Source organism: Bifidobacterium sp. WCA-178-WT-4B (assembly GCF_009696495.1).
GTDB classification, from domain to species: Bacteria; Actinomycetota; Actinomycetes; order Actinomycetales; family Bifidobacteriaceae; genus Bifidobacterium; species Bifidobacterium infantis.
In genome coordinates, this window is the sequence record NZ_VULV01000018.1 from 20,273 (window position 1) to 41,176 (window position 20,904).

Consider the following 20,904-nt stretch of genomic DNA (forward strand, 5'->3'; position numbering starts at 1 on the left):
AAACGAACGAAACCGAACATCAGACGGGTTCGATGTGAACAGTTCAGCTCGTTTTCCGATAGTCAGAAAGTGCGATTGAACAGTTGTGATAAAAAACGCACAACGACTCTCTGCCGGTTGCGAGAAACGGGAGTGATGAATAGATTATGAGGTACAAGGACAACTGAACAGAGCAGAGCCCACAAATAGTGTATGGTCACGAGGACTGTTACGTTGGACGGGCATTGGAAAGACTTACCGTTACAACGATGATGTTGTGCAGAGATTCTGCTCCAGTAGTTGAACTTGTAGAAAAGGCTCGCTCCGGCGGGCCTTTTCGTTTGTGTGTACAGTGGAGGGCATGACGGAAACACAGCGTACGCCAGAGGGGATGTCGTCGAAACCCCGTATCAAGCCGGCCGATGCCGAAGACGGCCGCCCGGTCTCTATCTCTGCGCGTCTCGGACGACTGCAATTCCACTATTCCGGCAAGTTCCGCGTGCTGCAGATTGCCGACATTCAGGATGGGCCGAAAGTCTCCAAAGACACCATCGCCCTGATTGAGGCCAGCCTTGATGCCGCACGGCCTGATCTGGTGATTTTCTCCGGCAACCAGATCGCCGGCTACGATCCGGCGTTCGTCGATTCATTCCGTAAACGTCGCTGGTGTGACGAACCTATTGCCGAATCCGCGCTGAACCATACCCGAGCGCTGGTGCGCAAGGCCATTGGCCAGTTCACTGAGCCGTTGGCGGCGCGCGGCATTCCGTGGGCCGTGACGTACGGCAACCATGATTTCCAATGCGGGCTAAGCAATGCGGAACTGGACGGTATCTATCGCGAGTTCCCCGGTTGTGTCAATCCGCCGAGTGGGACCTTGCCGAACCAGATTGCATACACCTGTGGAGCGGGTGGCGCTGTGCAGACGCTGTCTGGTGCCACTGGCTCCGGTGAACCAGGCACCTTCGCGCTGCCGGTTATGGACGTTGACCATACGCGCAATGTGCTGGGTCTGGTCATTCTTGACTCCGGCGATTACGTGCATGGCGGCGGCTTCGGCACACCATCGCCCGCAGCGCTCGCCTTCCTGAACGCCGTGCCCGACCGTATCGGTGCGAAATCAATGGTGTTCCAGCACATGCCGATGCCCGAGTATTACAACGTGCTGAAGCCGGTGGCGGCCAACGCGGCGTTTGCCATGCAGGGCTATCGTTCGCACGCCGATACCTACTACGTGCTGGACGAATTGCAAACCCAGCCCGGCGGATATCTGGGAGAAGGCATATCCTGCCCTGATACGTCAGGCGAATTCGAATTGCTGCGCGAGGGGTATTTCGGCGTCGTAGCTGGTCATGATCATCGCAACGGTTTCGTCGGCGAACATGAGGGTATGTTGCTTATCGCTACGCCAACCTGCGGATTCAATACGTACGGACCGGCTCCGGCCAAACGCGCCACGCGATTGATCGAATTTGATATCCGTCACCCTTACGAGCCGCGTACGCAATTGCTGGAGTTTGGAGAACTGGTGGGCAAGCCCAGTTCCAAACGCGCCTATACCTATGCGGTGAACCAGACCGCGCCTGGCGAGGGCGAGGGCGATGATTTGCTGCGCAAGCCGTCGCTATGGAGTCAACTGTCCGGTTTATTCAGGTAACCCGGTTTATTCAGGTAACTGTTCCTGATAGAGGCGGAAAGCGGCGCGAAGTATTCGAGGTTTCGGAGGCCTTCCGCTGTGTTGGACGATTAGTGGCAGAAATCCCGCGTCTCTTTCGTTGTGACGCGGGATTTCTGCCGGTTGGGCTATCGGTTGGATTGACTGGTATGTTTCAGCGAACGGCTTTGACCAGTGCCTCGGTGAGGTACTTGCCGGCGGCCATCACCAGCGGCGCATAGCGGCGTCCGGGGGCGGCGCCCATGCGGCCGGTCGGGCCAGAAATCGAGATGGCGGCGATGACCTGGCCGGAGGCGTTGCGGATCGGGGCGGAAATCGAGCACACGCCTTCTTCGCGCTCGTTCACGGACTCGGACCAGCCGCGCTTGCGTACGGCGGCCAGCTTGGTGGCGGTGAATTTGGCGTGGCGCAATCCCTGGTGCAGACGGTCGGAATCCTCCCAAGCCAGAAGAATCTGGGCGGCGGAACCGGCTTCCATCGACAGCATGGCACCCACGGGAATGGAATCACGCAGGCCGGAGGCGCGTTCCACAGCGGCGATGCACACGCGCTGATCGCCTTGGCGGCGGTAAATCTGCGCAGACTCGCCAGTGCGATCGAGCAGGGTCTGCAGGATAGGGCCGGCGGCGGTCAGCAGACGATCCTCGCCTGCTGCGGCGGCAAGTTCGGCGAAACGGGAGCCGAGTACGAATCGGCCATGCTGGTCGCGCAGTACGAAACGGTGGCGTTCCAGTGCAATAGCCAAACGATGTGCGGTCGGTCGAGCGAGACCGGTGGCGGCCACAAGCTGTCCCAGCGTGGACGGTCCGGACTCCAGTGCGTCAAGAATCTTTACGGTTTTATCAAGGACGCCAACGCCGGAATGGATTTCCCCATCGTCCTTGGTGGTGGTGTCTTCAACCGGCTCGGACTCGGTCAAGCTGTTGTTCAATGGTTCTTCTTGGGAATCAGTCATAATAAGGGCGATTATGCCATCTCACATAGTGAAATGGCAAATTAGGGAAGTGTCTCACAGGGTGGTCATGAAGTTGAAAGGGCGTTCGTGGATGCCGAAGAGACATGTCTGGAGCGGAACCGAGTCATGCCTAGGTCATGTTCGAGTCGTATCCGAGCCATATTGAGGCCGTCATTTGACCGTATCTCAATATCCGGCATGCTCATGGCTGGGCCCATCGCAAGCACATAGGCTAATACCACGAACAAGGCGCGAACACAATGCCTCGCGCGGTATTTTTTGGAGGAATCACTATGGGAACGACACTGGCCGAGAAGGTCTGGGCCGATCATCTGGTGCGCAAGGGCAGCGACGGAGCTCCTGATTTGCTGTACATCGATCTGATGCTCATGCATGAGGTCACCAGTCCGCAGGCGTTTGAGGGCCTGCGCTTGGCCGGCCGCAAGCCGCGTCACGTGGATCAGCTCATCGCCACCGAGGATCACAACACGCCGACCGTTGATATCGATCGCCCGAACCCGGACGAGACGAGCGCACTGCAGTTGACGACTTTGGAGAAGAACTGCAAGGAGTTCGGCGTGCGCCTGCACCCGCTGGGCGACGCCGATCAGGGCATCGTCCACGCATTCGCCCCGATTCTGGGCCTGACTCAGCCGGGCATGACCATCGTGTGCGGTGATTCGCATACGTCGACGCACGGCGCGTTCGGTGCGCTGGCGTTCGGCATCGGCACTTCCGAAGTCGAGCACGTGATGGCCACGCAGACGCTGTCCCTGAAGCCGTTCAAGACCATGGCCATCAACGTCGAGGGCAAGCTGCCCGCGGACGCGACCGCCAAGGACATCATTCTGGCGATCATCGCCAAGATCGGCACCGGCGGCGGCCAGGGATACGTGATCGAATACCGTGGCGAGGCGATTCGCAACCTCACCATGGACGAACGCATGACCGTGTGCAACATGTCCATCGAAGCCGGCGCGCGTGCCGGCATGATCGCGCCGGACGAGACCACGTTCGAGTACCTGAAGGGCCGTCCGCACGCGCCGGAAGGCGAACTGTGGGATCAGGCCGTGGCGTACTGGAAGACGCTGAAGACCGATGACGATGCCGTATTCGACAAGGTGGTGGACATCGACGCCTCCACGCTGGGACCGTACGTGACATGGGGCACCAACCCCGGCCAAGGTCTGCCGATCACCGCCTCCGTGCCGGAGCCGGACAAGATCGCCGACGCCACCGCGCGGGCCGCCGCCGAACGTGCGATTGCATACATGGGGCTCAAGCCCGGCATGCCGATCAAGGACATCGCCGTGGACACCGTGTTCATCGGTTCGTGCACCAACGGTCGTATCGACGATTTGCGCCAAGCCGCCGCGATCATGAAGGGCCACCACAAGGCCGAGAACATTCACCGCGTGCTCGTGGTGCCGGCCTCCTCCCGTGTGCGTCTGCAGGCGGAGAAGGAAGGCCTCGATAAGGTGTTCGAGAACTTTGGTGCCGAATGGCGTAATGCCGGCTGCTCGATGTGCTTGGGCATGAACCCCGACAAGCTGGTACCGAACGAGCGCTCGATTTCCACTTCGAATCGTAACTTCGAGGGCCGCCAGGGCAAGGGCTCGCGCACGCATTTGGCCTCGCCGGCGGTGGCCGCCGCCACCGCCATCCGCGGCACAATCTCGTCCCCCGCCGATCTCTGAGTCAATACACATGGGCCTCCTCTGACGAGGGGGCTGTCAGCCAAGGACTGACTGGGGGAGAGATCCCCGAAAGGAAAATTGTTATGGAAAAACTCACCACACTGACCGGCGTGGGCGTGCCGCTGCGCCGCTCCAACGTCGATACCGACCAGATCATTCCCGCTGTGTTCTTGAAGCGCGTGACCAAGTCCGGCTTCGATGACGCCCTGTTCTACGCATGGCGCCGAGACCCGAACTTCGTGCTCAACAAGCCGGAATACGCCGGTAAGGGCCAGATTCTGGTCGCCGGCCCCGAATTCGGCATCGGCTCCTCCCGCGAGCACGCCGTGTGGGCGCTGCACGATTACGGTTTCCGCGTGGTCATCGCGCCGAGCTTCGCCGACATCTTCTACGGCAACACCGCCAAAAACGGCGTGCTGGCCGCGATTATGCCGCAGGAGTCCGTCGAGCTCCTGTGGAAGCTGCTGGAGGAAGAGCCTGGTCGCGAGATGACTGTCTCGCTGGAGACCCGCACCGTCACTTGCGGTGATGTGACTCTGCCGTTCGAGGTGAACGATTACGTGCGTTGGCGTCTGATGAACGGCTACGACGACATCGATCTGACACTGCAGCACGAGGACGACATCGCCGCCTACGAAAAGATGCGCGCCGAAAAGTTCCCCTTCAAGCCCAAGACCATTCCCGCCAAGCACTGGCCCGAAGAAAAAATCGAGTCCGCCCGCGAACCGGACGATGATTGGACAGGGCCGTTGGCCGATCGCGGCATTATTTAGCCGCGATCGGCCTGCTGAAAGCCCAGTGGGCTTTCGGCAGGCCCTGTGCCGAGCTGCGACAGCAGCGAGGCCAGCATTGAGCCTCGCCGAAAGGCGAGTCTATAATTGCAGGCCCAGGGCCGTTGGCCGACCGCGGCATCGTGTAGCCGTGGGCGACTGGCCCATCGTGCGTTGTGGGCCGGGGCGTGGCCTATCGTTGAAGCATGAGTGATTTTGAGCCGTTTTACGATGTCAGCCGCAGTTACGAAGACAACTATGAGCAAGGGCCGTTCGGCGCGTTCGCCGAGGCGCTGAAGGATGGCAACGGTGCCGATGCCGCCGGAACCACCAGCGAGGGTGCCTCCGAGGGTGCCTTGGCCACCTTTTTGGGCCAGCCGGTCAATCTGCCTTTCGGCATTCCCGCAGGCCCGCTGCTCAACAGCCGTTTCACCACGGCCGCCTTCCGCATGGGCTTCGATCTGGCGACCTACAAAACCGTGCGTTCGCGCGCCTGGGGCTGCAACCCGTTCCCGAACGTGCTCGCCGTACACCCCAAGTCGGCGGACGGTTCACTAACACCGGGCAGCGCCGAACTGGACGAGGGCGTGCTCGCCGACACCAATTACGAGACTCCGATCTCCATCTCCAATAGCTTCGGCGTGCCCTCGCAAAGCCCGGATGCCTGGCAGCCGGACATGCGCGCCGCCATCGAGGCCGCCGGTCCCGGTCAAGTGCTGGTCCCGAGCTTCCAGGGCTCGCGTGTGGAGGGCATGAGCGAGGAGGAATACATCGCCGACCATGCCACTACCGCCCGCCTGGTCAAAGAAACCGGTGCCAAGCTCATGGTGATGAACACCAGCTGCCCCAACGAGGGCCACAACCGCTTGCTATGCCACAATCCGCTGCTCGTAGGCCGCATCACTGAGGCCGTGAAGCAGGAGATTGGCGACATTCCGCTGATGGTCAAGCTCGCCTACATCCCCAGCGACGACGCTCTGGAGCTTATGGTGCGTTCCACCGTGGGCCACGGCACTGTGCAGGGTTTCAGCACCATCAATACGATTTCCGCCAAACTGGTCGATGCCAATGGCAATCAGGCACTGCCCGGTGCAGGCCGTGACCGTTCAGGCGTATGCGGCAACGCGATTCGCGGCGCCGGACTCGACATGGTCGCCCGTCTGGCCGCGATCCGCGAGAAGCTCGGTCTTGATTTCAAGATCAATGGCGTGGGCGGCGTGGTTTCGCCGGCCGACTATCAGGCATACAGAAACGCCGGCGCGGATTCGGTGATGTCCGCAACCGGTGCGATGTGGGACGCCGAACTGGCCCACAAGATCAAAGCCAGCCGGTAGATCGGCTCCAGAAACAAGAAACAGCCTGTACGGGCCGTGATTCCCAGACGATTCCCAGCCAGTGCCCACGTTGCATTAAAACTGTTGCTGTTATATGTAATCACGGCCGAACAAGCTGCATAACTTAACCTCTTTCTTCTCTCCTTTCTCTCCCCGGCGCCCATCACGCCGGGGTTTCTTTTTGCGGTGAGTACGGCCGTCCTACTCGGCCGCCGCCTTCATGGCCACGGCTCCGACGTAGTAGACCGGCTTGTCGAAGTTCGGCTGGAACAGGAAGTCCACGTTGGCGAGCTGGTCGATGGTGAAGCCGGCCTGAATCGCCATGGAAATCACGTTTGCCGCGCCGGAGATATCGGCTTTGGAACAGAACTGGCCGCCTTTGACCTTGCGGGTTTCCGGGTCCCAGGTCAGAATCGACGTGACTGGGGTGGTGATGAGCATGAAGTCCGGGCGATAATCCTCGGTGAGCGAGGTCTCGCGGACCGTGAGCCCGCGGCGTTCGGCACCGGCGCAGGTCAGTCCGGAGGCGGCGAGCGAGAGATCGTACAGCTGCACGGCGGACGTGGCCTGCGTGCCCATGTACTTCACGGTCGGCGTCTCGATGTTGCGGCCCACCAGCAGGCCCTGGCGCACTGCGTTGGTGGCCAGCGGAATGTAATCGTGCTGGCCGGTGGGGTTGTAGAACACGGTGGCGGAGTCGCCGGCGGCGTACACGCCCGGCGCGGACGCCTGCATGTAGTCGTCGACCACGATCGCGCCGTTCGGCAGCATGTCCACCTTGCCCTTGAGCAGGTCGGTGTTCGGCAGGAAGCCGACGGCCAGAATCGCCATCTCGGCCGTGTACTCGCCCTTTTCGGTGACCACGGTGACGGTGTCGTCGTCATTGTCGCGGAACTCGACCACCTTCTGGCCGAGCGCGAGCGTGACGCCGTGCTCCTCGAACGCGGCCGCCACCTGATCGGTGATGGTCTTATCGAAATTATTGGCCAGCGGGCGATCAAGGCCGTCGACCAGCGTGGTCTTGACGCCGGTGACGCTGAACTGCTCGGCGATTTCCGCGCCGATATAGCCCGAACCGATCACCACCGCGGACTTGGCGGTTTTCGCCTTCTCCTTGATGGCGATGGCATGATCCCAGTTCTTGCACAGCAGCACATGCGGGCTGTCGATGCCGGGGATTGGCGGAATGACCGGGCGCGATCCGGTGGTCACGACCAGTTTGTCGAAAGCGAGGGTCTGCTCGGCGGGGTCTCCGGCCTCGTCCAGCGCGCGGTAGGTGAGGGTTCTGGCGTCGAGGTCCACGGACGTCACGTCGGTGCGCATGTGCATGGTCGCGCCGGCTTCGGCCAGAGCGGCAGGGGAGGAGTAGAACATTTTCTTCGGGTCGGACACGTGGTCGCCCACCCACAGGGCGATGCCGCAGGAGAGGAAGGACAGCGTACCGTTGCGCTCGAAAACATGGACGGTCCAATCGGGGTGCTCGGCGAGAATCGAAGTGGTGGCGAACGTGCCGGCGTGCGTGCAGCCGATGACGGCGACTGTGGTCATAAATGCTCCTTTGCTTGTGGCCATGGCGTCTGATGCCATTGCCCTGAATCGTAGCGTAGAAGTATGAAGAACGCCGTGGCGGCAAATGTGAGGAAGATCACGTTATTGGTTTGATTCGACGGGGTGTGGAATCCGTTGTGCACGGTGATCAAAGTTCGGCTGGGGCATTTCACGGAGTCGGCACATGGCTTATGGCAAACTGGACGGTAGCATTTTTGAATCTTGATTGATTGAGGAGAGTGGCGTGGCTGAGAATCCGGATGACGTGCTGCATGTTGAAGGCGGCAAGCCGCTGGCTGGCACGATTAAGGTGCGCGGCGCGAAGAACTTCGTGAGCAAGGCGATGGTCGCCGCGTTGCTGGCGCCGGGCAAGTCGGTGCTGAAGAACGTGCCGGAGATCCGTGACGTGCATGTGGTGTCCGATTTGCTGCGCCTGCATGGCGTAGACGTGGATGTGGACGGCGAAAAGGGCATTGTGACTGTCGATGCCTCTCATGTTCAGCTGGCCGATGTGGCTGACGTGGACACGCTGTCTGGCTCCTCGCGCATCCCGATCCTGTTCTCCGGCCCGCTGGTGCACCGTCTGGGCGAGGCGTTCATTCCGGCATTGGGCGGCTGCGCGATCGGCGGGCGCCCGATCGACTTCCATTTGGAGACGCTGCGCAAGCTGGGCGCCACGGTGGACAAGGAGCACAAGGACGGCATCCACATCACCGCGCCCAACGGCCTGCATGGCGCGAAGATCCACCTGCCCTACCCGTCGGTGGGCGCCACCGAGCAGACGCTGCTGGCGGCCGTGCTGGCCGAGGGCAAGACCGAACTGTCGGGCGCGGCCACCGAGCCGGAGATCATGGATTTGGTATGCGTGCTGCAGAAGATGGGCGCGATTATTTCCGTGGACGTGGACCGCACCTTCCGCATTGAAGGCGTCAAGGAGCTGCAAGGCTACACGCACACGTCGCTGACCGACCGTATCGAGGCCGCGTCCTGGGCGTCCGCCGCGCTTGCCACGCACGGCGACATCTTCGTCAAGGGCGCGACCCAGCCGGAGATGATCACGTTCCTGAACGTGTTCCGCAAGGTGGGCGGCAAGTTCGAGGTGACGGACAAGGGCATCCGCTTCTGGCATCCGGGCGGCGACCTCAAGCCCGTGGCTATCGAGACCGACGTGCACCCTGGCTTCATGACCGACTGGCAGCAGCCGCTCGTGGTGGCCCTGACGCAAGCCAATGGCCTGTCGATCGTGCACGAGACCGTGTATGAGAACCGCTTTGGCTTTACCAAGCCGCTGGTCGAGATGGGTGCCACCATCCAGTTGTACCGCGAGTGCCTGGGCTCGCTGCCGTGCCGTTTCCGGCAGCGCAACTACAAGCATTCCGCCGTGATCTTCGGACCGACCCCGCTGACCGGACGCGACATCGACGTGCCGGACCTGCGTGGCGGGTTCAGCCATCTGATCGCGGCCTTGGCCGCGTCCGGCCCCTCGGACGTGCACGGCATCAGCCTGATCGACCGAGGCTACGCCGACTTCCGCGGCAAACTCGAAGCCCTCGGCGCCGACTTCGACTAATTCGGCCGTTCCGCGGCTCCCCTCTTTGAGGGGAGCCGCGATTTTGTTCTACAACAGCCCATCCGCCTCGAGCGCGGCGGCCATGCGGTCGAAGCATTCCTCCAGTAGCGGGTAGGGCATGGCGAAGTTCATACGCACGCAACCGCGCCCGACCTCGCCGCATTCACGGCCGTCTGTCAACGCCACGTTGGCCTTCTTGAAGAAATAGTCGGCCGGGTCATCGATGCCCAGTGACGAGAAATCCAGCCACGCGATATACGTGCCCTGCGGCTCCACATAGCGCACCTTGGCGAATCTCGTGCGCATCTGCTCGTTGACCAGCGCGATATTGCGCTCGATATATGCCATCACGCCCTCGAACCATGCCGCGCCGCCGTCATAGGCCGCAGTGGTGGCTATGGCACCGATGGTGGCCGTCTGGTGCTCGGACCATTCCGCGTTCCTCATCCATAGTTCCAGATCATCCGGATTGGTGAGAATCACCTGCGCGCACTTGGTGCCGGGAATGTTGAACGACTTCGAGGCTGAAGTGGAGGTGAAAGCCTGCATGGCCGTCTGCCGGTTGATTGAGGCGAATGGCACATGCGTGTGGCCTTGGTAGACGAACGGCGCGTGAATCTCATCGGAGAATATACGCACGTCGTACTTGGCGGCCAGATCGGACAATCGCAGCATTTCCTCGCGCGTCAATACCTTGCCGATCGGGTTGTGCGGGTTGCACAGCACGAAGGCATGGCAGCCGTTCGCGAACGCCTGCTCAATGGCGTCGAAATCGAACAGCCATTCATCATTGCGCCCGCTGCTCTCGCCGGCGCCCGCGCACAGCATCGGAATCTCAAGGACCTCCACGCCATACAGACGCGGCACACTTAGGAACGGCATATAGGCCGGAGTCGGTACCACGATGGAGTTACCGGCGCGCACGATCTCGCGCAGGAACACTTCGAACGCCTCCAGCACGTCCGGCACCGGGCGGATGCACGTTGGATCCACCTCCCAGCCGTAGCGGCGCTGCCATGCGGCGCACGAGCGGGCGACCTCCTTCTTCCACGGGTCGGGAATGTAGCCGAGCGCGCCACGTTCAGTGGCCTCTTCGATGGCTTCGGCCACGCATGGTGCCAGACCGTAATCCATCTCGGCGATGAATGCGCCGATGCAGCCGGGGTAACGGGTCCATTTATCCGAACCGACCTGCTCCAGATCCTCGATGGTCGTCACGTCGATGTGATTGGCATCAAAGCAAGAGACGCCGGCGGTTGCGTTGCTCACAGTCGTTGACTGGGGAATGTTGTTCATGCTCATAACATGCCATTGTTCCCGGTGCAGAAGGGCCGCTCAACGGTCTGGCTCCCCGAAATCGTGATGGCGCTCGCAAGCTTGCTTATCGCTGTGCGACTACTTGGCACTCAAATATTTGAGTGCCGTGCGCTCGAGCTCCTCGAGCAATGAACCAAGCGCTGGGCGATGGTCGCCGGCACGAGTCACGATGCCGACCTCGCGCGCCGCAAAATCGTCGGCAATGGGACAGGCCACCAGATCGCCCTGCAAGTTGATATGCGTATCGAGCGCCGGCACCAGCGAGACGCCCATACCAACCTCGACCAGGTTCTGCGTGGCCCAGTAATCATCCGTGCAGTGGCGGATATCCGGCTTGAATCCGGCACGGGTGGCCAGTTTCACCAAATTTGCGCGGCAGGTGGGGCAACCGGCGATCCAATGCTCGTCTTTGGCGGCGGACAGCGACACAGGGTCGCCGGTCTCCTCGAATCGTTTGGCGATGCCGCTGGAGCGGTGCACCAGCAGTCGCATCGGATCGTAACCCAGCGAATGGAAGGTCAGGTCGTCGCCGATGTGCAGGAAGTTCGGGATGCTGCTGTAGCGGAACACGGCGGCGGCATCGGCCTTGCCTTGGGAAATCAGACCGATCGCCTCCGGTGGCTCCATCTGAATCAGGCTCAGCTCGATGTCCGTGAACATACTGAGCTTGACCACGGTACGGGCCGCGATAGTAGAGCAGATTGATGGTGGGGCCACCAAATGCAGGTGAGCAAACCGATGATGCCGATAATCCTCGACCTCACGGGCCGCCCGCTCCAGCCGATCGGCGATGGCCTCGCCGTGGCGGGCGAGCATCGAACCGGTGGCGGTGAGTTCCACACCATGCGAGGTGCGTTGCACCAGAGTCGAACCGCACTGTGCCTCCAGCTTTTTGATCTGCTGGCTGATGGCCGGCTGCGACCAACCCGTGGCCTTGGCCGTGGCGGAGAACGAACCATACTGTTCGATCTGCCACAACGTGACCAATGATTGGGGGTTGAGCCCGGCCATATGCACCTCTTTCGCACGTCGTTCTATTATGGCCGCCGACGATGACCGGACGCGGCACGGTGTCGCCGTTCTCAGTATCCTTAGAAGAATGAGTCCTGAAGCCTTAAGTGAACTGATTTCCAGCATTGCCCACAACCTCGTCGCCGCCGGCCAGGCCGGCACGTTGACCGACGAGCTGATCCCGCCCGTCGACAAGCTCGCCGTGATGCGCCCGAAGGACCGTGCGCATGGCGACTGGGCCTCCAACATCGCCATGCAGCTGGCCAAGAAGGCCGGCATGAAGCCGCGCGATCTGGCCGAGCCGTTCGCCGCCGCGCTCGCTGAAGCCGACGGCATCGCCAAGGTCGAGGTGGCAGGCCCCGGCTTCATCAACATCACGCTTGACTCCGCCTCGGCCGCCGCCGTGGTGGACACCGTACTCGCCGCCGGTGCCGTGACCGGCACCGACAAGCATCTCAACAAGGTCAACGAATACGGCCGCAACGCCCATCTGGGCGGCCAGACCCTGAATCTCGAGTTCGTCTCCGCCAACCCCACCGGTCCGATTCACATCGGCGGCACTCGTTGGGCTGCCGTCGGCGATGCCATGGCCCGCGTGCTCGAAGCCAACGGCGCCAAGGTGGTGCGCGAATACTACTTCAACGACCACGGCGAGCAGATCAACCGCTTCGCCAAGTCGCTGGTTGCCGCCTGGGCCGAGGCCAATAACTTGGGCGACGCCGGCTACCAGACCGAAACCCCGTGCGACGGCTACAAGGGTGCCTACATCAACGAGATCGCCGCCCGTGTCCAGGCCGAAGCCGAGTCCGACGGCGTGGACCTGACCGCACTGGCTCACCAGGATCAAGGCCTGAACGACGACGGCGAACCGCTCGGCGAAGCCGATACCGAAGTGCGCGAGGAATTCCGCAAGCGCGCTGTACCGATGATGTTCGACGAGATTCAGAAGTCCATGAAGGACTTCCGCGTGAACTTCGACGTCTGGTTCCATGAAAACAGCCTGTACGCCGACGGCAAGGTCGACGCCGCCATCGAAGAGCTCAAGTCCCGCGGCGACATCTTCGACAAGGACGGCGCCACTTGGTTTGAATCCACCAAGCACGGCGACGACAAGGATCGTGTGATCATCAAGTCCAATGGTGAGTTCGCCTACTTCGCCGCCGACATCGCCTACTACTGGGACAAGCGCCATCGCGCCGAAAACCCGGCTGACGTGGCCATCTACATGCTTGGCGCCGACCACCACGGCTACATCGGCCGCATGATGGCCATGTGCGCGGCCTTCGGCGACGAGCCCGGCAAGAACATGCAGATTCTCATCGGCCAGCTGGTCAACGTGATGAAGGACGGCAAGCCCGTGCGCATGTCCAAGCGCGCCGGCAACGTCGTGACCATCGACGACCTGGTCTCCGTGGTCGGTGTGGATGCCGCCCGCTACTCGCTGGCCCGCTCCGATTACAACCAGAACTTCGACATCGACTTGGCCCTGCTCGCCTCGCACACCAACGACAACCCGGTGTACTACGTGCAGTACGCGCACGCCCGCTCCAAGAACGTGGACCGCAATGCAGCCGTTGCCGGCATCAGCTACGAGGGTGCCGACTTGGCCCTGCTCGACACCGAGGCCGACGGCGAAGTGCTCGCCGCCCTCGCCCAGTTCCCGAGCGTGCTCGCCACCGCGGCCGACGACCGCCAGCCGCACAAGGTGGCCCGTTACCTCGAAGAACTGGCCGCCACCTATCACAAGTGGTACAACGTGGAGCGCGTGGTGCCGATGGCCCTGACCGATCCGGAAACCCGTGGCGACGACGAAGTTCGCAAGGCCTTGGAGATCGCCAAGAACCCGGAGCCGGCCCGTGCCGCCGCCCGCCTGAAGCTCAATGACGCCGTCCAGCAGGTCATCGCCAACGGCCTCGACCTCCTCGGCGTCACCGCCCCCGAGAAGATGTGATTATGCCTATTTCTCCAATTTGGCCGGCCGCTACGGCTGTGAACGCCGAAGGCTCCATCGAATTTCATGGTCGTACCGCCGGATCGCTGCTTGACGAGTTCGGCTCGCCGCTCTATCTCATCGACACTGATGAAGTAGTCGCACGTGCCAGGCACTTCGTGCGCGCTGCCGCTGAAGCATTCGACACCTCCACCACGCACGTGAGCTTTGCCGGCAAGGCGTTCCTGTCCAAAGAAGTCGTGCGATTGGTCACCGAGGCCGGCATGTTTGTGGATACTTGCACGATGGGCGAGATGAAAATCGCCCTCGCCGCTGGCGTTCCCGGACGTCGTCTGGTGCTGCACGGCAACAACAAGTCCGATGAGGAAATCGCGCTGGCCATCGAACAGGGCTTCGCCAAAATCGTTATCGACGAGCCCGACGAGCCGGAGCGCGTTGCTGCCATCGCCCGCAGGCTCGGCAAACGCGCCCGTGTGATGCTGCGCGTCACCGTCGGTGTCCACGCCGGCGGCCACGAGTACATCTCCACTGCTCACGAGGACCAGAAGTTCGGCGTGCCGCTGCTGGCCGCCGGGGCCGACGCCGCTGTGCTCGACGTGCTGAACGCCCTCAAAGACGTGACGCCTGCCGCTACCAACGCGCGTATCTCTGCGACGCATTCCCCGGAAAATGGCGCGGAGAAGACCGAGAAATCAGAGCGCGAGCTGCACTACGACGTCAAGTACCCGTACGACCTGAGCCACGAGGAAGTCTCCGACACAGACAAGGCGCTGGCCGCCGCGATGGAAGCCATTGCGGACGGTCCGTCCATCGCCGTGCTCAAGACCATCCTCGCCAACCAGGACGTACTCGAACTGGTCGGAGCCCACTCGCACATCGGCTCCAACATCCACGATGCGGAGGCCTTCATTCACGCGGCCAAGCGCATGATGCTGCTGCGTAAGACCCTGTGGGCCACCGACGCCTACATCCTGCCCGAAATCGACCTCGGCGGCGGCTACTCCGTGGCCTACACCGATGGCGAAGATTCAATGGACATTGACGTGGAACTCACTCGCTTGGCGGATGCGGTCAACAGCACCAACCGTGCGCTCGGCATGCCGGCGCCGGCCATCAGCTTCGAGCCGGGCCGTTACATCGTGGCGCCCGCCGGCGTAACCCTGTACCGCGTGGGCGCCATCAAGCACGTGCACTTGTCCGATGTCAAAGACAGTGCCGGCAACCCGATTGCCGAGCGCGTGTACGTGTCCGTGGATGGCGGCATGTCCGACAACATTCGTCCGGCACTCTACGGTGCCGACTACACCGCGCGTCTGGCGAATCGCACCGGTTCCGCTGAAACGATGCTCGCCCGCGTGTGCGGTATGCACTGCGAATCCGGCGACATTGTGGTTCACGAGGTGCAGTTGCCCGCCGATTTGAAGCGCGGTGACATTCTCGCCGTGCCGGTTACCGGCGCATACGGCCGCACCATGGCCAGCAACTACAACCAGGCGCTGATCCCGGCGGTGGTTGCTGTCAGCGAGTCCGGCGCGCACGTCATGCTCCGCCGCCAGACCGTAGACGACCTACTTAACCTCGACGTCAGCGAATGAGAACTCCCCTCAGTCTCGCTGCGCGAGCCAGCTCCCCTCTCTGAGGGGAGCTGTCAGGCGTAGGTGACCGAGGGGAGCAGCGAAGCAATTGGAATCTCCCAACTGCTGTCGGAAATAATCCGTAAAATAGCGGTGGGATATAGAAAACTTTTTGGAAGGACCCTGAATTGGCTCGCAACGACGAAACCCCGATCCGCGTCGGCCTGCTCGGTGCCGGCACCGTCGGCTCCCAGACGGCGCGTCTGATCGTCGAGCAGAAGGACGAACTGTCCGCTCGCATCGGCCGTCCGATCGAACTCACCGGCGTCGCATGCCGCCATCCGAAGGCCACCGAGGCGTTCCCATGGATCGACCAGTCCATTGTCACCACCGACACCATGAGCGTGGCCACCAACTCGGACATCGTCATCGAGCTCATCGGAGGCACCACCGCGGCCCGTGAATTCGTGCTGGCCGCCATCGAATCCGGTGCCTCCGTGGTCACCGCCAACAAGGCGTTGCTGGCCAAATACGGTCCCGAGATCTACGCCGCCGCCGAAGCCAAAGGCGTCGACATCTACTTCGAAGCCGCCGTGGGCGGCGCGATCCCCTTCCTGCGGCCGTTGCGCGAGTCCCTGGTCGGCGACAGGGTGACCAGCATGCTCGGCATCGTCAACGGCACCACCAACTACATCCTCGACGAGATGACCACCAAGGGTCTCCAGTTCGATGACGTCCTGAGGGACGCCCAGGCCAAAGGCTATGCCGAAGCCGACCCGACCGGCGACATCGAAGGCTACGATGCCGCCAACAAGGCCGCCATCATGGCTACCCTCGGCTTCCACACCTCCGTGACCATCGACGACGTGTCCGTTGAAGGCATCACCAAGATCACCGCCGACGATATCGCCGCAGCTACCGCCGAACACAAGGTCATCAAGCTGCTCGCCGTGGTCGAGAACGGCGAGGCTGGCGTTTCCGCCCGAGTCTACCCGGCCCTGATCGACGAGAACCACCCGCTGGCCTCCGTGCACGGCTCCTTCAACGCCGTGTTCGTCAAGGCCGATGCCGCCGACGACCTCATGTTCTACGGACGTGGTGCCGGTGGCGCTCCGACCGCCTCCGCCGTTGTAGGCGACGTGGTGACCGAAGCCCGTCACATCACCGCCGGCTGCACCGGCCCGGCCATCCCGCTGTACAAGAATTTGCCGAAGGCTCCGATTACCGCCTCCAAGGCTGCATTCGCCGTGCGCTTCCTGATTCACGACAAGCCGGGCGTGCTGGCCGCCATCGCCGCCGAGTTCGCCAAGAACGGCGTCTCCATCAACGGTGTGAACCAGGACTTGAAGCCCACCATGACCGACCCCGGCTACGACGGCGAGATCCAGCAGCTGCGCGTCGTGACCCACCTGACCGACGAGGAAACCCTGCGCAACACCGTCAAGGCCGTGCAGGCGCTCGACTTCGTCACCGGCGACCCGTCCATCCTGCGCGTGCTGGACTGACAAACCTAAGCTCCCTCTGATGAGGCGGTCGAACGGTGAAAGCTGAATACCCAAGCTCCCCTGACAAGGGGAGCTCCTTTTTAAGGAACAACCATGAATCCAATCTGCAATAGCGTTCACGTGCGCGTGCCCGCCACGTCCGCCAACCTCGGCTCCGGCTTCGATACCGTGGGTCTGGCGCTCGACTACCATGACGAGCTCACTTTCACGCTCAACGACGACCCGAACGACGGCATTGCCCACGTGATCATCCACGGCGAGGGTGCCGACACCCTCCCACGCGACGAAACCCATCTCGTGGTCTCCACCTTCCGCCGTGCCTGTGCCACGTTCGGCCTCGGCCGACTCGGCTTCACGCTGGAAGCGACCAACAACATCCCTCAGGCTCGTGGCATGGGCTCTTCCGCCGAGGCCATCGTGGCCGGCATCGCCGCCGCCGCGGCCTTCGCCCAGACCGGTGACCTCAACCGTCCGGCCATCTTCGATATGGCCGCCCAGATTGAAGGACACCCGGACAATGTGGCCCCGGCTGTGTTCGGTGGCCTGACCGTCTCTTGGGACTTCGAAACCGCGGAAGGCGTCGGCTCGGTCGCCGTTCCTGGTGGTGAACCGCTGCACGGCGGATTCCACGCCGTCAACTACCCGGTGGACCCGTCCATCACCGCCGCCGTGTTCGTGCCCGACTATGAGCTGTCCACTGAGAAGGCCCGTCAGGCGCTGCCTAGGGAACTGCCATACAAGGACGCCGTCTACAACGTGTCTCGCGTGGGTCTGCTGCCCGCTGCGATGAATCCCGTAGTGCTGGCCCAGGCCGCTCAGCAGGGCAGGTCCGGCGTCGCCGCTGCCCCGGCTCAGGATACCGATACGTGCGCTTGCGCTGGCGGAACCCGTGAATCGGCATTCGCCGACGAGCTTGCGGCCGCCCAGGCCCAGTCCAACGCGCTACTGTTCACCGCCACGCAGGACAAACTGCACCAGCCGTATCGCGGTGCCCTGATGCCGCCGTCCACCGAGCTCATTGCGCTCTTCCGCTCCAAGGGCTATGCCGCCGCAGTCTCCGGTGCCGGCCCCTGCGTGCTCGTGCTGCATTACGGCAACGCCCACGAAGCCATCGACCAGATCGCATCGGAGCAGCTTGCTTCCGGCCATTGGCGTGTGCTTCACCTGCCCATCAACACCGCCGGCGTCGAAATCGAGCGTCGCTAAGTCGAGGAGAAGGCTCCCGCTGGCGGGAGCTGGCCGCCGCAGGCGGTCTGAGAGTGGTCCGCCATACCGGCAGAGACCACCCTCAGTCTCACTTCGTTCGACAGCTCCCGCCAGCGGGAGCATAAGGACTTAAGTCATGTCCATTCCGCTAATTCTTGCTTCCAAGTCCAAGCCTCGCCGTGACGTGCTGTATTCGGCGGGTATCTGCCCCACAATTCGCGTCTCGCACGTGGATGAGCCTGCTGCGCTGGAAGCGGCCGCCCGTGAGGAAGGTGTCACCGTCGACGATTTGAGCATCAAGCAGCGTGTGATGATTCTTGCCGCAGCCAAGGCCGAGGCCGTTCACCGTGCGTATCGCGATGTGGCCGATACTGCCGCCGCCGCAACTGGCGATCGCGTGATTGCCTACCCGCTCAAGGCCAAGGAAATCAAGGATTCGGAACGCGAAGCCGTCGTCGAAGACCTGCGCAAAGCCGCCGCTGGCCAGCCCATCGACTATTCCAAGGCGGAAGTCGCCACCACGCGCGACTTCTCCGGCATCGACATGCCGACCATCACCGAACCCATCGCCACCGCTATTGCCGGACAGCCGGGACTGACCGAGGCGACGGTCGGCCCGCTGATTCTAGGCTGTGATTCGATGTTCCTCCTGGACGGCGAATGCTACGGCAAGCCGCACAGCGAAGCCGTGGCCCGCGAACGACTGAAGCGCATGAGCGGCGCGACCGGTGAACTCTGGACCGGCCACTGCCTGATCGATTTCGCGACCGGACGTACCGTGCGCGGCGCAAGCCATGCCAAAGTCCATTTCGGCGAATTCACCGATGACGACATCGAACGGTACATCGTCACCGGCGAGCCGCTGGAAGTCGCCGGATCGTTCACGCTGGAAGGCTTCGGCGGCGCGTTCATCGACAGCATCGAGGGCGATCCGCACGGTATCATCGGCCTCAGCCTGCCGCTGGCCCGGCATCTGGCCGGCGAACTGGGCATCACGTGGACCGACCTGTGGAATGTCGGCCGTGGCGAACTGGAGCCGGAAAGCAAGGCCTCGGGCAACCAGCACGCTGGCATTCTGCCGCCGGTCGAAAACGTGCATCAGCCCGGCGATGGCTGGGTGGACTGCGCCTGCGGCCGCAAGCATTGGGGCACCAACGGTGCGTCCGGCATTCTGCTGGCTCGCCGCGACCCGGCGAGCGGCAAGGTGACTCACGTGGTCATGCAGCACCGTGCCGCGTGGAGCGCCGAAGGTGGCACGTGGGGTATTCCCGGCGGTGCCACTGCGGACGGCGAATCGTCCATCGAAGGCGCGCTGCGCGAAAGCTACGAGGAAGCCAACATCACCCCCGAAGACATCGAGGTGGTCGGCTCCTACCGCGAGGACCATGGCCCGTGGGCCTACACCACCGTGTTTGCCTTTGAAAAGCCCGGCCACACCGTCGAGCCCAAGGCAAACGACGACGAAAGCATGGAAATCTGCTGGGTCCCGATTGACGACGTGCCCAACCGCAAGCTCCTCACCGCTATGAAGACCGACTGGCCCCGCTTCGCCGCCCGCCTGGACGAGCTGGCCTGTGCTGGACATCGGTAGTGGTGTTGGCTGGGCCAATGTTTTGCCGATGAGTTCACTTGGGTAATGCCGTGTGAACCGCGTGTGGACCGGGACGGATTCTGCTGTCCCGGTTCGTCATTTCGTCTCTTTTGGGACAACCGGGACAGAATCTCATTCACCTGACGCCCTATCGTGCGATGGTCGCCGTCGGGGAATGGCGGAATTCCGGGGTTTTGGATTTGCATATATCGGGTGTTCATGGAAGGGCCTGTCCCGGTTCGCCAAAAGAGGCCGAAATCCCGAACCGGGACAGCCGAATCTGTCCCGGTTCGTATGTCGATCGATTGACCCCGCCACCGGGACATCAACCGCGCATAGACAGGACGCTTCAATGCCTGGCGGGCATGACCATATCGGATGACACACGTTCCCTCGTGCGTTTCGCCACGACCTCCGCCCCAAGTCAGTGCGAAAATGGCATTTTTAGCGGTGTGGTCAGCTGTCGCATGCGGAAAATCCTAAATCAACCGCCGAAGAGACACATCGCCGACTCGGCGGAACTCGCTGGTCTGCGCGCAATGAGGAGTGTTGTGTCTGAATGCGATTCAGACAATGGTCGGCGTCAAATAGCGGTCTCCAGCCATTAATCATTGGTGATTGTGGACATTGAGCGGAGTAAACATTCTAGATGATTCAGGGATATGCCGAAAATCATATCGTTCAGAGAATGAAGTACCGCATCTCGGAGTAACTGACTGTCGACGTGCATGGTTTGAAATCTGATATCCACGCCCATCATGCCTAGCAAAATTACGGGAATGGGGTTCAGCCAACCGGGAGCTTCCGAATGCTCAATGCTGTATGCACTTAGTGTGTGGAAACCAGCCAATCATTGACCAATGACAGGCCGCAGTCGAAACCAGAAATATCCTCGCTCGCAGTCAGGTGCCGAGGCTCAGTGAAGTTGGTCACGTCCATATGGGATCACGCTCCAACAATTCATTCAGACGTAGGCCCATAGGTTCGTTTAATGCTGCGGTGAAATCATTCCACGCTTTACTGTTGAGCCGAATGATATGAGCTTCATGGATGTCCCGATCTGCGGCGGCGAGCAGATTCGATAATGCCCATTGCGACGAAGTCATGCCTTTGGACTCGGCCGCTTGGTCGATTCTGGAACGTTGCTCTTAGGTGAGTCTCATTTCAAAACGACTGTTCTTGTTATTCTCTGTAGTCATACTCCTGTTGTACGACTTTTGT

At 61.9% G+C, this 20,904-nt stretch carries 14 protein-coding genes and 1 pseudogene; 10 read left to right on the forward strand and 5 right to left on the reverse strand.

The features are described 5' to 3' along the window. Positions 1–340: 340 nt before the first annotated feature. Positions 341–1,636 carry a metallophosphoesterase family protein gene (locus tag FYJ31_RS11385; RefSeq protein ID WP_154536714.1) on the forward strand — a complete coding sequence of 432 codons (1,296 nt, stop codon included), beginning with the start codon at positions 341–343 and terminating at the stop codon, positions 1,634–1,636. 172 nt (positions 1,637–1,808) lie between these two features. On the opposite strand, the gene FYJ31_RS11390 is transcribed toward FYJ31_RS11385, so the two are convergent. After that, positions 1,809–2,609, reverse strand: a complete 801-nt coding sequence (locus FYJ31_RS11390) for an IclR family transcriptional regulator (RefSeq protein WP_014485184.1) — start codon at positions 2,607–2,609, stop codon at positions 1,809–1,811. Positions 2,610–2,902: 293 nt separating this feature from the next. Here FYJ31_RS11390 and leuC point away from each other — a divergent pair, with 293 nt between their 5' ends. The 3 genes from leuC to FYJ31_RS11405 all read left to right on the forward strand — a co-directional run bounded on the left by leuC (position 2,903) and on the right by FYJ31_RS11405 (position 6,410). Beyond that, entirely contained in the window at positions 2,903–4,306 is a 1,404-nt protein-coding gene (gene leuC / locus FYJ31_RS11395) for a 3-isopropylmalate dehydratase large subunit (protein WP_154536715.1), read from the forward strand. Between the two features lie 83 nt (positions 4,307–4,389). Continuing rightward, positions 4,390–5,079, forward strand: coding sequence for a 3-isopropylmalate dehydratase small subunit (gene leuD / locus FYJ31_RS11400; protein WP_012578552.1), 690 nt, complete (start codon positions 4,390–4,392; stop codon positions 5,077–5,079). Positions 5,080–5,282: 203 nt separating this feature from the next. After that, the gene (locus tag FYJ31_RS11405) at positions 5,283–6,410 is read left to right on the forward strand and encodes a diguanylate cyclase (RefSeq protein WP_032737248.1); all 1,128 of its coding nucleotides are present in this window, start codon (positions 5,283–5,285) and stop codon (positions 6,408–6,410) included. Between the two features lie 201 nt (positions 6,411–6,611). Here FYJ31_RS11405 and FYJ31_RS11410 read toward each other — a convergent pair whose 3' ends face one another. After that, complete coding sequence (locus FYJ31_RS11410) at positions 6,612–7,958, reverse strand: NAD(P)/FAD-dependent oxidoreductase (protein ID WP_154536716.1); 1,347 nt, start codon at positions 7,956–7,958, stop codon at positions 6,612–6,614. A 244-nt stretch (positions 7,959–8,202) separates the two neighbouring features. Between FYJ31_RS11410 and murA the strand changes: the two genes are divergently transcribed. After that, complete coding sequence (gene murA / locus FYJ31_RS11415) at positions 8,203–9,528, forward strand: UDP-N-acetylglucosamine 1-carboxyvinyltransferase (RefSeq protein ID WP_326831211.1); 1,326 nt, start codon at positions 8,203–8,205, stop codon at positions 9,526–9,528. 48 nt (positions 9,529–9,576) lie between these two features. Here murA and FYJ31_RS11420 read toward each other — a convergent pair whose 3' ends face one another. Both FYJ31_RS11420 and FYJ31_RS11425 read right to left on the reverse strand, forming a co-directional pair. After that, positions 9,577–10,830, reverse strand: coding sequence for a MalY/PatB family protein (locus FYJ31_RS11420; RefSeq protein ID WP_012578548.1), 1,254 nt, complete (start codon positions 10,828–10,830; stop codon positions 9,577–9,579). A 93-nt stretch (positions 10,831–10,923) separates the two neighbouring features. Next, a complete protein-coding gene (locus tag FYJ31_RS11425; RefSeq protein WP_154536718.1) occupies positions 10,924–11,856 on the reverse strand; it encodes a LysR family transcriptional regulator in 933 nt (310 codons plus the stop codon). An 88-nt stretch (positions 11,857–11,944) separates the two neighbouring features. Here FYJ31_RS11425 and argS point away from each other — a divergent pair, with 88 nt between their 5' ends. The 5 genes from argS to FYJ31_RS11450 all read left to right on the forward strand — a co-directional run bounded on the left by argS (position 11,945) and on the right by FYJ31_RS11450 (position 19,683). Continuing rightward, a complete protein-coding gene (gene argS / locus FYJ31_RS11430) occupies positions 11,945–13,807 on the forward strand; it encodes an arginine--tRNA ligase (protein ID WP_154536719.1) in 1,863 nt (620 codons plus the stop codon). A 2-nt stretch (positions 13,808–13,809) separates the two neighbouring features. Continuing rightward, on the forward strand, positions 13,810–15,402 hold the full coding sequence (locus tag FYJ31_RS11435) for a diaminopimelate decarboxylase family protein (protein ID WP_154536720.1): 1,593 nt from the start codon (positions 13,810–13,812) through the stop codon (positions 15,400–15,402). 167 nt (positions 15,403–15,569) lie between these two features. Then, positions 15,570–16,886 carry a homoserine dehydrogenase gene (locus FYJ31_RS11440; protein ID WP_012578544.1) on the forward strand — a complete coding sequence of 439 codons (1,317 nt, stop codon included), beginning with the start codon at positions 15,570–15,572 and terminating at the stop codon, positions 16,884–16,886. A gap of 93 nt (positions 16,887–16,979) precedes the next feature. Next, on the forward strand, positions 16,980–18,092 hold the full coding sequence (locus FYJ31_RS11445) for a homoserine kinase (RefSeq protein WP_154536721.1): 1,113 nt from the start codon (positions 16,980–16,982) through the stop codon (positions 18,090–18,092). Between the two features lie 136 nt (positions 18,093–18,228). Beyond that, a complete protein-coding gene (locus tag FYJ31_RS11450; protein ID WP_154536722.1) occupies positions 18,229–19,683 on the forward strand; it encodes a Maf family protein in 1,455 nt (484 codons plus the stop codon). A gap of 929 nt (positions 19,684–20,612) precedes the next feature. Here FYJ31_RS11450 and FYJ31_RS11455 read toward each other — a convergent pair. Further along, a pseudogene (locus FYJ31_RS11455) lies at positions 20,613–20,819 on the reverse strand (type II toxin -antitoxin system TacA 1-like antitoxin); the annotation flags it as partial. Positions 20,820–20,904 lie beyond the last annotated feature (85 nt).